This is a genomic window from Priestia sp. JSM ZJ58, from assembly GCF_044383985.1.
Classification (GTDB): domain Bacteria; phylum Bacillota; class Bacilli; order Bacillales; family Bacillaceae_H; genus Priestia; species Priestia zanthoxyli.
The window spans coordinates 3191315-3206687 of the sequence record NZ_JBISEM010000001.1 but is presented as its reverse complement, the minus strand read 5'-3'; the positions used below and the strand labels follow the sequence as shown (position 1 = coordinate 3206687).

At 39.0% G+C, this 15373-nt stretch carries 15 protein-coding genes; 13 read left to right on the top strand and 2 right to left on the bottom strand.

Annotation, left to right across the window (positions count from 1 at the left end):
• The first annotated feature begins 26 nt into the window (after nt 1-26).
• From ACH6EI_RS16780 to ACH6EI_RS16735, 10 genes are all read left to right on the top strand, one after another.
• Nucleotides 27-1592: a glycoside hydrolase family 32 protein gene (locus tag ACH6EI_RS16780; protein WP_028413954.1), complete on the top strand. Its 1566-nt coding sequence runs from the start codon at nt 27-29 to the stop codon at nt 1590-1592.
• A gap of 106 nt (nt 1593-1698) precedes the next feature.
• Entirely contained in the window at nt 1699-2133 is a 435-nt protein-coding gene (locus ACH6EI_RS16775) for a ferritin-like domain-containing protein (RefSeq protein WP_013056263.1), read from the top strand.
• 301 nt (nt 2134-2434) lie between these two features.
• Complete coding sequence (locus ACH6EI_RS16770) at nt 2435-3895, top strand: MDR family MFS transporter (RefSeq protein WP_098113425.1); 1461 nt, start codon at nt 2435-2437, stop codon at nt 3893-3895.
• A gap of 462 nt (nt 3896-4357) precedes the next feature.
• Nucleotides 4358-5548 (top strand): glycine C-acetyltransferase, encoded by a 1191-nt coding sequence (locus tag ACH6EI_RS16765; protein WP_098113424.1) that lies wholly within the window; start codon nt 4358-4360, stop codon nt 5546-5548.
• A gap of 37 nt (nt 5549-5585) precedes the next feature.
• Nucleotides 5586-6545: an L-threonine 3-dehydrogenase gene (locus tag ACH6EI_RS16760; protein WP_028413951.1), complete on the top strand. Its 960-nt coding sequence runs from the start codon at nt 5586-5588 to the stop codon at nt 6543-6545.
• 207 nt (nt 6546-6752) lie between these two features.
• The gene (gene hutP, locus ACH6EI_RS16755; protein WP_028413950.1) at nt 6753-7217 is read left to right on the top strand and encodes a histidine utilization transcription antiterminator HutP; all 465 of its coding nucleotides are present in this window, start codon (nt 6753-6755) and stop codon (nt 7215-7217) included.
• A 354-nt stretch (nt 7218-7571) separates the two neighbouring features.
• Nucleotides 7572-8792: an MFS transporter gene (locus ACH6EI_RS16750; protein ID WP_033578503.1), complete on the top strand. Its 1221-nt coding sequence runs from the start codon at nt 7572-7574 to the stop codon at nt 8790-8792.
• Nucleotides 8793-9059: 267 nt separating this feature from the next.
• Nucleotides 9060-9725, top strand: a complete 666-nt coding sequence (locus ACH6EI_RS16745; protein ID WP_028413948.1) for a type 1 glutamine amidotransferase domain-containing protein — start codon at nt 9060-9062, stop codon at nt 9723-9725.
• Nucleotides 9726-9923: 198 nt separating this feature from the next.
• Nucleotides 9924-10214, top strand: coding sequence for a putative quinol monooxygenase (locus tag ACH6EI_RS16740; protein ID WP_033578504.1), 291 nt, complete (start codon nt 9924-9926; stop codon nt 10212-10214).
• 481 nt (nt 10215-10695) lie between these two features.
• Nucleotides 10696-12135, top strand: coding sequence for an aldehyde dehydrogenase family protein (locus ACH6EI_RS16735; RefSeq protein ID WP_028413946.1), 1440 nt, complete (start codon nt 10696-10698; stop codon nt 12133-12135).
• A 142-nt stretch (nt 12136-12277) separates the two neighbouring features.
• Here ACH6EI_RS16735 and ACH6EI_RS16730 read toward each other — a convergent pair whose 3' ends face one another.
• A complete protein-coding gene (locus tag ACH6EI_RS16730) occupies nt 12278-12514 on the bottom strand; it encodes a hypothetical protein (RefSeq protein ID WP_034266658.1) in 237 nt (78 codons plus the stop codon).
• Nucleotides 12515-12684: 170 nt separating this feature from the next.
• Here ACH6EI_RS16730 and ACH6EI_RS16725 point away from each other — a divergent pair, with 170 nt between their 5' ends.
• From ACH6EI_RS16725 to ACH6EI_RS16715, 3 genes are all read left to right on the top strand, one after another.
• Nucleotides 12685-13308: a LysE family transporter gene (locus tag ACH6EI_RS16725; protein ID WP_099000041.1), complete on the top strand. Its 624-nt coding sequence runs from the start codon at nt 12685-12687 to the stop codon at nt 13306-13308.
• Between the two features lie 119 nt (nt 13309-13427).
• Complete coding sequence (locus tag ACH6EI_RS16720) at nt 13428-14771, top strand: amino acid permease (protein ID WP_028413943.1); 1344 nt, start codon at nt 13428-13430, stop codon at nt 14769-14771.
• Between the two features lie 69 nt (nt 14772-14840).
• Complete coding sequence (locus tag ACH6EI_RS16715) at nt 14841-14981, top strand: hypothetical protein (RefSeq protein WP_013082476.1); 141 nt, start codon at nt 14841-14843, stop codon at nt 14979-14981.
• 44 nt (nt 14982-15025) lie between these two features.
• On the opposite strand, the gene ACH6EI_RS16710 is transcribed toward ACH6EI_RS16715, so the two are convergent.
• On the bottom strand, nt 15026-15178 hold the full coding sequence (locus ACH6EI_RS16710; protein ID WP_014460817.1) for a YpzG family protein: 153 nt from the start codon (nt 15176-15178) through the stop codon (nt 15026-15028).
• Between the last annotated feature and the right edge of the window lie 195 nt (nt 15179-15373).

Here is a 15373-nt window from a genome sequence, read left to right as displayed (position 1 = left end):
ACAAAAAAGAGAAAGGCGGGGTTTGTTTGAAGAAAAAAGGTGCTTATAAATGGATAACGCTTGCCGTTCTTTTAGTTGTAATAGCCGGACTCATTATAGCAGGCGTATCCAAAAAAGAGGATACAAAAGATCGAGGAAAAGAAAAAGGAAATAAAAGTGAATCCACTTATCGCCCGGTGTATCATTTTAGCACGCCTGATAAATGGAAAAATGATCCTCAAAAGCCCATTTATTTTGACGGAGAGTATCATTACTATTACTTATACAATCATGATTACCCTAAAGGGAACGGGACGGAATGGCGACATGCAACGTCTAAAGATTTGGTTCATTGGAAAGATAAAGGAGTAGCTATTCCAAAGTATACAAATAAAAATGGCGATATATGGTCCGGATCCGTTGTAGAAGATAAAGAGAACACAGCAGGTTTTGGTAAAGGCGCAATTGTAGCGATTATGACCCAGCCTTCTGCTGATGGACAAAAGCAAGAACAGTATTTATGGTATAGCACCGATAGAGGAAAAACCTTTAAATCATATAGCAAAAATCCTATCATGCCTAATCCAGGCACCAAAGATTTTCGAGATCCCAAAGTCATATGGGATAATGAACATGATAAGTGGGTTCTCGTCATGTCAGAAGGTGAAAAAATCGGATTTTATGAATCTTCTAATCTAAAGGATTGGACGTATACGGGAGGACTTGTCACTAAAGATATTGGCATTACAGAATGTCCAGATCTTTTTCAAATGAAGGCGGATGACGGGACAGTTAAGTGGGTTCTCGGGACAAGTGCAAATGGAAAAGAAAGCGGAAAGCCAAACACCTATGCTTATTGGACAGGAAATTACGATGGAACAACATTCACTCCCGATATGGATGAGCCGCAATGGCTAGATCATGGTTTTGATTGGTACGGAGCAGTCACGTTTAAAGACGGTAAAAATGAGGATTCTTTAGAAAAACGCTACGCTTTTGCATGGATGAACAACTGGGATTATCCAGATAAGACACCAACGATGAAAGATGGGTTTAACGGATTCGATTCAGTAACCCGTGAAATTACGCTTTCAAAACAAGACGACGATCAGTACAGCCTGTTATCAAAGCCTGTCGAAGAATTAAATCAGCTAACTGATTCAACAAATTCTCTCAAGCAAGTAGAAGTAAACGGAGAGAAAAAGTTAAAGGTAAAAGGTGAAGCTTATCAGCTTGATACAGATATTTCATGGTCAGATGCAGAAAATGTAGGCTTACGACTTCGAGAGTCCGCAGATCAAAAGCGGCACATTGATGTGGGGGTTTTTGCAAAAGATAACGTCTCATATGTGAATAGAAGCTATAGTAATCAGCCTGATCAAAGCAAAAAATATGTGGAAAGCCGCGATTACTTTGATGCAGGCAAGAAAAATGTTCATTTGAAGATATTGGTAGATAAAACAAGCATTGAAGTCTTTGTTGATGATGGGAAAACCGTGCATTCTAGCGAGGTTTTTCCGCGATACAACGACCAAGGAATTACGCTTTTCTCTCAAGGAGGAACGTCTTTGTTTAAGAACATAGAAATCAAACATTTTCGTTCCAGTCAGTAAATTCCCTATTTTTAAAAAAGGGAGCAGAATATCACCTTATTATGGTTTAGGACTCGTTAAAAAGGGTATATGCCTACTAACAGTAAATGAAAGGGTGTTTATTCAAATGGAAGAGAAAATGAGACAACTAATAGAGGGACTTAATACCGATTTAGCGGGTGAATATTCAGCGGTTATTCAGTACACTTACTATGCGTCTACAGTAACCGGCCTAGAATATCAAATTTTAAAACCTTTCTTTGAAGGAGAAATTCCTGACGAGCAAGGGCATGCCCTTTATTTATCAGAAAAAATTAAAAACCTTGGCGGTGAGCCAACAACAAAGCCAGCTGAGGTGAAGCACGTCTCAAACGTGACGGAAATGCTTAAAGAAGCGAGCAAGGCTGAAAAAGAAACGATCCAGCGCTACGAAGAGCGTAAAAAACAAGCAGAAGAGTTAGGATTAACAGAGCTTGTTGTCAAACTTGAGGATATGATTGCAGATGAAACAAATCATATGGAAGAAATGGAACGTTTATTAAAAGATCCCCGACTAAGTTAATCATACAAAATACGTAAAAAGCATCCCGTAACACCTGTTACGGGATGCTTTTTGTGGTTTGAAAAAGAAATAAAACATCATGTACGCATGTTTTTATAAATGAGAGGAAAGTCATATTTTTGAAATTCTCTATCGCTTTGAAAAATTTTATAGTAAAATAATTATTTGGCTGCATATGGCAGTAACTATATGCGGAGCATCACATACATATAAAGGCTAAAAGGGTATAAGTATATTGAAACCGCTTTTATCTTATGTAAAAAAAACGATGGTATGCCCGCAGTTGCAAGGAGAGAAAGAGATGAGGAAACGAATCATGACAGCGCTGCTGCTTGTCACTGTTTTAGCTGCAATGGAAGGAACCATTGTCAGTACGGCTGTTCCAAGAATTACAAGTGATTTGTCGGGCATTGAGCTAGTTAGCTGGGTGTATGCCATTTATATGCTGACAACCGCTGTATCTACACCTATATACGGAAAGTTAGCAGATTTATTCGGCCGCAAAAAAGTTATGCTTGTTGGAATTATTATTTTTTTAATCGGATCGATACTTTGCGGACTTAGCTTTTCGATGCAGCAATTAATTGTCTATAGAGCAATCCAAGGGCTAGGCGCCGGGGTCGTTATGCCGCTTACAATGATTATTATTGGCGACTTGTATGAAGAAGCAAAAGAAAGAGCCAAAGCGCAAGGATGGATTAGCGCAGTTTGGGGAGTTGCTGGAGTTCTCGGTCCTCTTCTTGGGGGATTTTTAGTCGATACGCTGTCTTGGCGCTATATTTTCTTTTTAAATATACCGTTTGGACTAATGGCTTTTATTGTTCTTTTAGTAAACTATAAAGAAGAAGTGGTAAAAGAAAAACGCTATATCGATTACATTGGAGCGGTGACGTTTTCAGTGGGAACCATTGCATTTTTATACGCGCTTTTAACCGGAAGTCAGCATCAAAACTGGGGAGATCCAACCATTATAGGATTATTTGTTCTAGCTGTTCTGACATTCATTGGCTTTATTTATATCGAAAAGAAATCGCCCGAACCTCTTATCCCGCTTGAACTGTTTTCCATTCGAAGTGTATCTGTTATAAACTTATTAACACTTCTTGTCGGATCAGTAGTTATTAGTATTACGGTCTACCTTCCAATTTGGAGTCAAGGGGTGCTGGGGAAAAGTGCAACTGCTGCAGGTTTTGTACTAATGCCTATGCCAGTATGCTGGACGATTGGTTCACTGCTTTCAGGGAATTTAGTGGGGCGTCTTAAAACGCACTCCATTCTTACGCTGGGCACGGCAATCGTAAGTACAGCATGTTTTATGCTGTTTTTAGTCTCCACCCACTCACCCGTATTTTTAATTTATGTAGCCGTTGGGGTCCTTGGGTTAGGAATGGGTATTATTACGCCTATTTTTATGCTAGTTATTCAATCAGCGGTTCCAGCTAGCAAAAGAGGAGTAGCGGTGGCTCTTAATACGTTTACAAATACATTTAGTCAAACGCTAGGTTCCGCAGTGTTTGGTACAATTTTTAACTTAGTGACGCTTTCACAAGCAAAGAAATTAGGGCAAGAAAATTTGAATGCTTCGTTTGAGACAGGCGGGGTACCACCAGAAGAACTGTCAAAGCTGCATGAAATTCTTGCATCAGGTGTTCACATTATTTACAGCGGAACGTTTTTAGCAGCCTTACTAAGCTTTGTTGTTTCATGCTTTCTAGTAAAAACAAGACATGAAAAAATAAAGAATGTATCTGTGCAAAAGTAACGGAAGAGACTGTTATAAAAGTATTTTAATTGAAGGACAATCCGAACGAGTCTGATTAAGGACCAAACTCGTTCGGATTTTTTTATTGGTAGGTGAATGTAGGTACTTTTAGCTGTTGAATTAGTTATGTATCAGTCTTTTTTTTAAAAGAATTATCAAAGAGAGAAAAGAAAAAAGATATTGTCTAATAACGTTCGGGAAAAATCGTTAACAGAAGGACGGATTTTTATTATTGCCGAAAATTTCTTATTTTTTGTTTTTTTAGTATGGACATTTACTTGGTTGTTGATTATTATAAATTCTATAAGTATTGAATTTTAAGCGCTTTCAAAAGAAACATTTGTCTTTCTCAGGAACACACTTGAATTTTAACTCATATACTGTAAGTGCTTAGATTAATCTTTTAATGGGGAAAAGAGAAGTTTATAAGACGTGTTGAACAACAATGAGGAGGTATGGAAGATGACAAGTAGAGGTTTAAAAGAATTCTTGAATAATAATTTAGAAGACTTAAAAGATAAAGGGCTGTACAACGTTATCAATCCGGTAGAGGGACCAAACGGGCCTGTTATTCAAATTGAGGGGAAACAACTAATTAATTTATCTTCCAACAACTATTTGGGGCTTGCTACAGACGAAAGGCTTATTAGTGCGTGCAACAAAGCGACTGAAAAATATGGAGTGGGGGCTGGAGCTGTCCGGACAATTAATGGAACTCTAGATATTCATATTGAGCTAGAGGAAAAGCTTGCCGAGTTTAAGCATACGGAAGCAGCTATAGCTTACCAATCTGGCTTTAACTGCAATATGGCAGCTATCTCTGCGGTTATGGATAAACATGACGCGATTTTATCAGATGAGCTGAATCACGCTTCAATTATTGACGGATGCCGATTGTCAAAAGCAAAAATTATTCCTTACAAGCATTCGGATATGGAAGATCTTCGTGCAAAAGCAGGCGAAGCACAAAAGTCCGGTGCCTATAATAAAATAATGGTAATTACCGACGGTGTATTCTCAATGGATGGAGACATTGCTAAGCTTCCGGAAATTGTAGAAATCGCACAGGAATTTGATTTAATCACATACGTAGATGATGCTCACGGATCGGGCGTATTAGGTAACGGCATGGGCACAGTCAAACATTTTGGCTTATCTGAAAAAGTAGACTTCCAAATTGGAACATTGTCAAAAGCGATTGGAGCTGTAGGCGGATACGTAGCTGGAAAAAAAGACTTAATTGACTGGTTGAAAGTACGAAGCCGCCCGTTTTTATTCTCGACTGCTATTACACCAGGCACGGCTGCTGCATGTATTAAAGCGATTGAAATTCTAAGCACAAGTACAGAGCTGCAGGATCAAATGTGGGAAAACAGCCGTTATTTAAAGCAAGGATTAAAAGAGCTGGGCTTTGATACCGGCGAAAGTGAAACACCTATTACTCCGTGCATTATAGGAGATGAAAATCAAACGCAGATTTTTAGTGAGAGATTAATAGAAGAAGGGGTATACGCTAAATCAATTGTTTTCCCTACCGTTCCAAGAGGAACAGGACGCGTTCGCAATATGCCAACGGCTGCTCATACAAAAGAAATGTTAGATGAAGCACTTCGTATCTACAAAAAAGTAGGCAAGGAAATGAAATTAATCTAAACGTTGAATCTAAGCAGTACATGAGGAGGATATTGAGATGAAAAAAGTATTAATAACGGGGTCTCTAGGACAAATCGGTTCTGAATTAACAATGAAAATGAGAGAGATATATGGTCCAGAAAATATTATTGCCACTGATATTCGCAAGACGACGAGCGATGTTGTGACTTCAGGTCCATTCGAGATTTTAGACGTAACGGATCAGACTGCGTTATTTACGATCGCCGAAAAGCATAAAGTCGATACGGTTATTCACTTGGCTGCGCTGTTATCAGCGACAGCCGAGCAAAAGCCGCTTCTAGCTTGGAATCTAAATATGGGCGGATTAGTAAACGCGCTCGAAGTAGCGCGTGAGCTGAAGTGCCAATTTTTTACTCCAAGTTCAATTGGTGCATTTGGTCCAACGACTCCAAAAGACTGGACGCCGCAGGATACAATTCAACGTCCTACCACGATGTATGGTGTTAATAAAGTAGCGGGTGAATTACTTTGCGATTACTATCACCATAAATTCGGAGTAGATACACGAGGGCTACGTTTTCCAGGCTTAATTTCATACGTAACGCCTCCAGGTGGAGGGACAACGGACTACGCTGTTGAAATTTATTATGAAGCCGTTAAACATAAGCGCTATACGTCTTATATCGACAAAGGAACCTATATGGATATGATGTATATGCCTGACGCACTAAACGCTGTCATCCAACTAATGGAAGCAGACGGTTCTAAGCTGAAGCACCGAAATTCATTTAACGTTTCTGCCATGAGCTTTGATCCAGAACAAATGGCAGCTGAAATCAGAAAAACAATTCCGGAATTTGTGCTGAATTACCAAGTAGATCCTGTTCGACAAGCAATTGCTGAAAGCTGGCCCAACCATATAGATTCCAGCTGTGCGAAAGAAGAGTGGGGATTTAAAGCAGAATATAACCTAGAAAAAATGACGAGAGAGATGCTGGGAAAGTTAAAAGTTGAATCACAGCTTGTCTTAACGTAAGTAGAGAAAAATGATTTCTTCCTTGATAATAAAGTAAGCGCTTACTAAAAGGTGAGTTACTTGTTGCAAGTTCTACTTCGTAACAGTGGTGGACAGTACACATAGATTCTCTGACCCTTTAAGTGAGCGCTCGTTCGTTGAATAATCAGCACCCTTTTAGGTACCGTCTGTTAAAATAATAAGGGGATAGAAGGGAGGGAATGACAGTTGAGCAATAAATTTCAACAAGTTAATGATTTTTCAATGGGAAGATTAACATCTTTACTCGTTCTTTTACATAATACGGAACTAGCTGAAGGTATTGAAAAGGAAATCAATGAGAGAGGATATAGCTATACAGTTGGAAAAGTCGGAGCGATGGAGCTGTCTAAAGTTGTGGCCGCAATTGAAACGAGCGCCAAGACAAACAACATTATTAATGCCCAGTCGTACCGGGAAGTCCACGCTCTTTATCATGCTATACTTGAAGCTATTCAAGGAGTTAGTCGAGGAACGCTGCAGCTAGGTGATATTTTACGGACGGTAGGACTCACATTTTCAATTGTGCGCGGAAAAATTGAGTTCTCAGGATCAAGCGACGAATGGATTAGCGTTTGTGTGTATGGAACGATAGGCGCACCGAAAAAAGGCTTTGAACATGATACGTTAGGTTTTGGTTTTAACCATATTTAAAAATAATGGACAAAATAGTATGAACGTAAAAAGTGAGAGATGCACATAGCTGCTTTAAAAAAGATATTTTTCTTATTGAAAGCTTTTGTGCGGCGTGTTAACATAATGATTAATATAATAATTGCCTTTAAGACGGTCCAGAGAGGCCGAAAAGGACGGATCACTTATTTACTGCTTCTATGCCTATCTGTGCCCTTTTGCCCTCTGCGACAAAAGGGCTTTTATGCGTTGCGTACCTCTTTTAAACGAAGTCCAGAGAGGCTTCAAAAGAGAATGGACATATGTTATTTTATCCATTCCTTCAAAAAAGAAAGAGCGTTGATACAGAAAGAATACAGTGGAGGGTGGAACAACATGAATTATCGTAACAAGACAGTTGTAGCATCAGTAGCAGGTTTGACGTTAGAAGGGATGGACATTATGTTTATCTCGTTTGCTATGTCAATGATTATCGCTGAATTTCACATTGATTTAGCAACGGGTGGACTTATTTCTTCTATTACGAATATAGGAATGCTGATAGGCGGAGTCATCTTCGGAATTTTAGCAGATAAATTTGGAAGAGTGCGGGTTTTTACCTACACGGTTCTTCTATTTGCAGTCGGAACGGCATTAACAGGTTTTGCAGCAAATGTTGAACAAGTGTATGCTTCACGATTTATTGCCGGAATTGGGGCTGGAGGAGAGTACGGAATCGGTATGGCTCTTGTTGCAGAAGCGTGGCCGAAACATAAGCAAGGAAGAGCTTCATCTTATGTTAGTATTGGCGCACAATTTGGAGTTATTCTTGCGGCGCTTTTAAGTTCTCTGATCCTGCCGATTTTCGGATGGAGAGCGCTGTTTTTTGTCGGAATTATCCCCGTCATTTTTGCTTTTATCGTACGAAAAAATTTAAACGAATCTCCTGAGTGGCTAAAAGCTCAAAAAGAGAAAACAGCCGTTGTTAAAAATAATGGCAAGCTACGTCAACTATTTGCTACGCCTAAGACGGCGATGACGACTATTTCTCTGGCAGTGATGGCTACCGTTCAAATTGCAGGCTATAACGGACTCATGATATGGCTTCCGTCTATGCTTCAGCAATCACAAGGACTCTCTGTTTCAAGTTCAGCTCTTTGGACAATCAGTACAGCCGTTGGAATGATTATAGGCATGCTAACATTTGGGCAATTTATGGATCGTTTTGGATCCAAACGTACCTTTGGAATCTTTCTTCTTGCTTCTGCTTGTGCGGTATTTTTATACTCGTATGCCGAAGGAAGTGCAGGGCTGCTTATAGGAGGAGCTGTTGTCGGATTTTTCTCAAACGGAATGTTCGCAGGATACGGAGCCTTGATCAGCAGTCACTATTCGGTAGAAGTTCGCAGTACTGCAACGAACACCATTTTTAACTTCGGGCGAGCGCTCGGAGGGTTGTCACCCATTCTTGTCGGCTATCTTTTGCAAAACTATGATATGACGGTAGCGATGACGTACTTGGCGGGGCTGTACTGTATTTCGTTTATTTTTATGGTGAGTCTAAAAAAAACGGGAGAAAAAAACGTGAAACAAATGAACGCTCAATCTGCTCTTTAACATAAAAAATAGATTCTATGCTTTTCTGGAAAAAACCGCGCTTACTCAAAAGGGCGGTTTTTTTGAGTGTTTCAAAAAATAAGTTCAGGTGTTAGATGATTGTTTCTTTCACAGATGCTTTATTAACAAAGACGTCCACAGTATCTATAAAAATATTTATGGATAAGCAGATATTTTCTAATTTGTATTATAGTAATTCCTCTCTTACAATATGATGTGTAAGGCGGAAACAGAAAATACTATCTTTATTTACAGGAGGACGTTACTATGTCTAAACATATATTAATGGTCGTAACAACGGCTGACAAAATGAAAGAAAATCATCCAACAGGCCTTTGGCTTTCAGAATTTGGTGAAGCGTACGTAGAGTTTGAAAAAGCTGGATTTACGATTACTGTAGCAAGTCCTCTAGGAGGAAAAGCGCCGGTGGATGCTCGCAGCCTTGAAGGAGAGACTTCTCAAGAAATCTTAAATACAGCTAAGCATCTAGAGAATACCCTAAAACTTGATACAATTACAGACAGTGCTAAATTTGATGCTGTTTTCTTACCAGGCGGTCATGGCACAATGTTTGATCTGCCAGATAATCAAACGCTTCATGCTTTAATTCGTGAACTATACGAAGGAGACAAAGTAGTAGCCGCTGTATGCCATGGACCCGCAGGCTTAGTAGGTGTTACATTATCAGATGAAAAGCCGTTGGTGGAAGGAAAAGATGTCGCTGCGTTTACAGATGATGAAGAACGTGAAACAACATTAGACCGCTTCATGCCGTTTCTTTTGGAAACACGCCTGCGTGAACTTGGTGCAAATGTAGTAACTGCTCCAAACTGGACCGATAATGTACAAGCAGATGGCAACCTAATAACAGGTCAAAATCCTCAGTCAACAATCAGTGTAGCAAAAGCAGTCGTGAAACAATTATTAAACTAAGATGTAAAAAAGCCTGTAGGACTACAGGCTTTTTTATTAACAGCATCAACAAAGACCGCCGTAGATAATGTGTATGTTTTGCTGTTTTGGACTAGAGAGATCCATCATCATACAAAAAATATGATGGTCAGTGTAATGAATACAAAAAGAGGGAAGCTTTTTATGGAGACTATTTTTTAAAAGAAATGAGGAAAAACGATGTCAGAAGTTATTATTAACGCCATTTTACAAGCCAAGCCAGGAAAAGAAGAAGAGCTTCGATCAGAGTTAGTAAAAGTTATTGAACCATCAAGAGAAGAAAAAGGATGTATTCAATACACTCTCCACCAGGATACAGACAAAGCAGGCACATTTGTTTTTTATGAGAAATGGAAAAGCAAAGAAGATGTTGAAGCTCACATTGAAACACCTCACTATCAACAATACAGACAGCAAACAGAACCGTTAATTGAAAGCAGAGCAGTACATCGTTTACAAGAAGTACGTTAATAAAAAGAAGCTGGAACAAAAGTGTTTTAGTTGAAGGAAGATCCGAACGAGTAATCGAGATTCTTGATGGAGAATCAAACTCGTTCGGATTTTTTTTGTGGTTATGGTGAATATGAGTTTCATTTAGTGAGACCAAGCAGAAGCGTAAGCGATGAGGAGGCTAATCGACCGCACGCAGAAAGAAAAGGCTTGCAGGGAAATCAACAGCGGAATAACAAATAACCCATACTAAGTCCTTTATCCCATTTGTTTATCTTTAGATAGGATTGATTTCGTTATTACTCAATCTCTGTTTGTTATAAAGAACTAAAAAGCTGCAGAGGAAAAAAATTTCAGCTGCAAAAAGCCGATTGGAAAAGGGATAAGGCTGTGGAAGAAACAAAAAATAATACCAGTGGTGTTTGAGAAGCAGACAGGCGGGTAGATAAAAACTAGATGACATAGTTCAATAATTAACAAACTAAAAGGAGAGATCAAATCAATGCGTACAAACTTAAAACACTTTATTAACGGAGAATGGGTTGAATCAACAGGAAACGAAACGTCAGATGTGATCAATCCTGCTACTGAAAAATCAATTGGTAAAATTAGCTTAGGTACAAAAGAAGATCTAGATAAAGCCGTGGCAGCAGCTAAAGCAGCTCTTCCCACATTTTCAAAAACAACAAAAGAAGAGCGAATCAAAATGCTTCGCAATATTGCAAAAGGATATGAAAAGCGTAAACAGGAACTTATCGAAGTTATGACTGAAGAGCTTGGCGCTCCTTTAAAGATTTCAGAAGAAGTTCACTATGAAATGGGACTTAGCCACTTTAAAGAAGCAGCTAATGCACTTGAAGATTACACATTTGAAAAAGATCATGGAAGCTACAAGGTCGTGAAAGAGTCTATTGGAGTAAGCGGACTTATTACACCATGGAACTTCCCAACAAATCAGACGTCTACTAAAATTGCAGGAGCTATCGCAGCAGGAAGCCCAATGGTATTAAAACCATCAGAACTTACACCGTATGCAGCGATGATATTAGCAGAGATCATTGATGAAGCTGGCGTACCAAAAGGTGCCTTTAACCTTGTAAACGGAACGGGAAGCACAATCGGTGACGGTATTAGTTCTCACCCGGACATTGATTTTGTATCATTCACAGGATCAGGTGCCGTAGGCGAGAAAATTATGCAAAACGCGGCTAAAACAATCAAAAAAGTAGCGCTTGAGCTAGGCGGGAAATCACCGCTAGTTGTATTAGAGGATGCGGATGTAGAAGAAGCGGCTAAAATAGCAGTTTCACACATTGCAATGAATACTGGGCAAGTATGTACGGCAGCAACACGTATTATCATTCCTGCCTCTATGAAAGAAAAATTTGAAGAAGCAGTGAAAAAGGTTCTACCATCATTCCCAGTTGGTGATCCGTTAGATAAAGACAACGTAACTGGACCGCTCGTAGCGGAAAAACAGTGGGATCGCGTACAGGATTATATTAAAAAAGGAATGGATGAAGGTGCAAAGCTTCTTACTGGCGGAACGGGCAAACCGGACGGCTTAGAGACAGGATACTTTGTTAAACCGACAGTCTTTACTGACGTTTCAAATGATATGGTTATTGCACAAGAAGAAATCTTCGGACCTGTAACAACTATTATTACGTATGATGATCTAGAGCAAGCTCTTGAAATTGCAAATGATACAGTTTATGGACTTGCAGGCTATGCGGTCGGAAAAGACCAAGAAACACTTGACTATGTTGCTAAAAACATTAGAGCTGGTCAAATCATCGTTAACGATGCCGAGCAAGACAGAGCTGCGCCATTCGGCGGATTCAAACAATCTGGTATTGGACGCGAGTGGGGAGCATTTGGTATTGAAGAATATCTAGAGCCAAAAGCGATCATGGGCGTTAAAGTTCCGGCAAAAGTATAATTAATGTAAAAAAAGAAGGGAGTTTTTCTCCTTTCTTTTTTTAGGATAAAGGATTAAAAGCTCTAAGAACGCAGTGTGTTCTTAGAGCTTTTTCAGATTTGTTTATCTGGAAGTGAGAAAACAGTTATGTTTATTACTCTTATTAAAAATTTTGCTGAATAGCCTGCTGTGCTTCGCGTAAATGTCTTAAGTGTTCTTCCATTCGTTTTAATTCTTTATCACCAGACGCCGCTTCTTTTTGTTCATTAATTTGCTGCTGAACCATATTCAACTGCATTTGAGCTTTTTGAAAATTGGCTGCATCCAAATTCATCTGCCCTTGATAAACAGCCTGTTCAGCTAATTGTAATGCTTCTTTAATATGAGTGTATGAATTCATGCTTCTCACCCTTCTGTATAGTATTTACAGTTAACATGCGCTGGTTTTTCGTAGCTATACAAAAGGATTTAGAAATAAAATAAAAATTACGTAGTACAAGCTAAGCAGGTTGCATAGATTTATCATAGTTCAATTTATAAAATCTTAGAAGTGATAGAGGGTGGATGTATGTGGGGGCTTTTTTCAGCTATGTATTATTAGGGCTATCATTAGCTGCGCCAATCGGTCCAATCAATGCAGCTCAGCTTGATAAAGGAATTAAAAGTGGTTTTTTGCATGCTTGGTTCTTAGGTATAGGAGCAACATCGGTTGACGCTCTTTATATGCTTGTAGTTTATTTTGGGTCCGTTCATTTTTTAAGTAGCGATTTTATGAAAACGTTTCTTTTTTCGTTTGGGTGCTTTGTATTAATTTATACAGGTGTTGAGGGGCTAATGGGTGCAGGGAGGATTACACAGCATAGAAAAACAAACGGTGATTCTGTGTTAAAGTGTTTTTTCTCAGGTTTTTTGCTGTCATTAACGAATCCGCTTACAATTCTCTTTTGGCTTGGTATTTATGGCTCTGTTTTAGCAAAAACGGCTAATACATATGAAACTGAACAGCTTATCTTATATAGCTGCGCTATTTTTACGGGAATTCTGGCCTGGGATATTGCGATGGCAGCTTTAGCAAGCACGTTTCGACGATGCTTAGCTGCGACGTTTTTAACTGCCGTGTCCGTTGTATCGGGGTTATCTTTAATAGGGTTTGGCCTATATTTCGGCTGGCAAGCCGCACAGCAATTAGGCTAAAAGAAGTGCTGAATCTAAAGTGTTTTCAGTACGTTGAAAAATAATAGAAAAGATGCTTCTTTTTACGCATAAATTTTTCAAACTATCACACACTACATCGAAGTGTGAGGAGTGATAGAGTGAAAAAGAAAATAGGCTGCGGAAGTCAAGTTGAAGGGAAATTAAAATGGTGGCAGCTGTCTTTAATCGGAGTAGGATGCATAATCGGCACAGGCTATTTTTTAGGATCAAGTATTGCCATAAAAGCAGCCGGGCCCTCTGTTTTAATTGCTTTTTTACTGGCAGGAGTATGCACATTTATTGTATTTGAGGCGCTTGCTAAAATGAGTGCTCAAGATCCTCAAAAAGGTTCGTTTCGCTCCTATGCTAAAAAAGCTTATGGAAGATGGGCAGGATTTAGCAGCGGATGGGTGTACTGGAGTTCAGAGATGCTGATCATGGGGAGTCAGCTCACGGCTTTATCTCTTTTTACACGTTTTTGGTTTGAAGATATTCCACTGTGGGTCTTTGCCTCTATTTATGCTGTTTTAGGCATTAGTGTTGTATTAATCGGGACAAAAGGCTTTGAACGAATGGAAAATGTATTTGCTGTCACAAAAGTGGCTGCTATTTTAATGTTTATTGTATTAGCTAGTCTCGCTTTATTTGGATTTCTTGACGAAGGTGCCAAACAAGGAGTGCCGCGAACGATAAGTGAAGTATTCCCTCACGGATTTTTAGGTTTATGGGGCGCTTTGCTTTATGCCTTTTATGCTTTCGGCGGCATCGAAGTCATGGGAATCATGACGGTTCGTTTAGAAAAAAAAGAAGACGCACCGAAAGCGGGAAGAAGTATGCTTATTCTTCTTGGAATTATTTATATTGTTTCACTGAGTTTAGCTATTTTAATTGTGCCATTTCATGATTTTCATGGAAATCAAAGTCCATTTATAAAGGCTTTAGAAACATATCATCTTCCATTTTTTCCTCATGTTTTTAATGGAGCAATGATTATTGCGGGTTTCTCAACGATGTCAGCGTCTTTTTTTTCCGTAACAACAATGATTGTCACTCTTTCAGAAGATGGAGATGCTCCTGCATTGTTTTCAAAACAAAAACAGAAAAAGCTGCAGTTTCCTTTACCGGCTTTACTTTTAACAACAGCGGGATTAGTTATTTCTATTGTCCTTTCCTTGCTATTGCCCGGGAAAATTTATGAGTACATTACAACAGCAGCTGGACTGATGCTGATTTATAACTGGTTTTTTATTTTAATTTCGTTTCATCGCTTAATTAAACAAACCGTTTGGGATAAAGTAAAACAAGCTGTTGGCCTCTTATTAATCCTGCTAGCAGTAAGCGGTACGCTGTTAGAATCTGCAAGCAGACCAGGTTTCTTTGCAAGCTTAGGCTTTTTAATTGTTATAAGCCTTGTTATTTTAAAACTGCGCCATAAGTGGAAAGAAGAAGAAGCCGCTAGTTAACATATATTTAATCTTTATGAGGGACACTATGCACGTTGTACAATTACAAAATAAAAGGTGGTTATGATTATGCCAAAAAACAAGCAGACTCCTTCTTCACAAGTAGATCAAAAACAAGTAGTAGATGACAAAGCAAAAGCGCTACGAGAAAATAATTATGAAGATGGTCATATTCGCAAGATAACTCAAAGCGGGGCAGACGGCCAATAACAAAAAAAGACGCGTTCGCGTCTTTTTTTTGTTGAAGTGTATCCTTACCAACGATGAGCTTTTGCATTACTTCGCAAGATGATGTTCGTTTGAGACATCTCTGTATGTCCATTTACTTGGGACTTTGAACGCTTCGGTCTCGTCCAGTTGTGGCGGAATAGTTCTGAATGCTGATCTACATGATTTTTATCATTCATCATAATCACCTCAAGGATAGGATACTTTCACAAGATATTTGCGGTGAAATATCTCTCTTATAGAATGGGGTAAAAAAGAAGAAATACACCTAACACTTTTAACCATACATATAAAAGCAGTGCCTATTCATAAACTACAGAAGGCAACTTCTAACTTTAGGTTAAGCTTCGGATTTATAAGGGAAAAACTGCCTT

Bases quoted from the DNA above. Each gene is read 5' to 3' on its own strand.
- ACH6EI_RS16770 (WP_098113425.1), top strand. From the start codon at position 2,435: ATGAGGAAACGAATCATGACAGCGCTGCTGCTTGTCACTGTTTTAGCT.
- ACH6EI_RS16740 (WP_033578504.1), top strand. From the start codon at position 9,924: ATGTCAGAAGTTATTATTAACGCCATTTTACAAGCCAAGCCAGGAAAA.
- ACH6EI_RS16775 (WP_013056263.1), top strand. From the start codon at position 1,699: ATGGAAGAGAAAATGAGACAACTAATAGAGGGACTTAATACCGATTTA.
- ACH6EI_RS16730 (WP_034266658.1), bottom strand. From the start codon at position 12,514: ATGAATTCATACACTCATATTAAAGAAGCATTACAATTAGCTGAACAG.
- ACH6EI_RS16710 (WP_014460817.1), bottom strand. From the start codon at position 15,178: ATGAATGATAAAAATCATGTAGATCAGCATTCAGAACTATTCCGCCAC.
- ACH6EI_RS16750 (WP_033578503.1), top strand. From the start codon at position 7,572: ATGAATTATCGTAACAAGACAGTTGTAGCATCAGTAGCAGGTTTGACG.
- ACH6EI_RS16745 (WP_028413948.1), top strand. From the start codon at position 9,060: ATGTCTAAACATATATTAATGGTCGTAACAACGGCTGACAAAATGAAA.
- ACH6EI_RS16715 (WP_013082476.1), top strand. From the start codon at position 14,841: ATGCCAAAAAACAAGCAGACTCCTTCTTCACAAGTAGATCAAAAACAA.
- ACH6EI_RS16765 (WP_098113424.1), top strand. From the start codon at position 4,358: ATGACAAGTAGAGGTTTAAAAGAATTCTTGAATAATAATTTAGAAGAC.
- ACH6EI_RS16735 (WP_028413946.1), top strand. From the start codon at position 10,696: ATGCGTACAAACTTAAAACACTTTATTAACGGAGAATGGGTTGAATCA.
- ACH6EI_RS16760 (WP_028413951.1), top strand. From the start codon at position 5,586: ATGAAAAAAGTATTAATAACGGGGTCTCTAGGACAAATCGGTTCTGAA.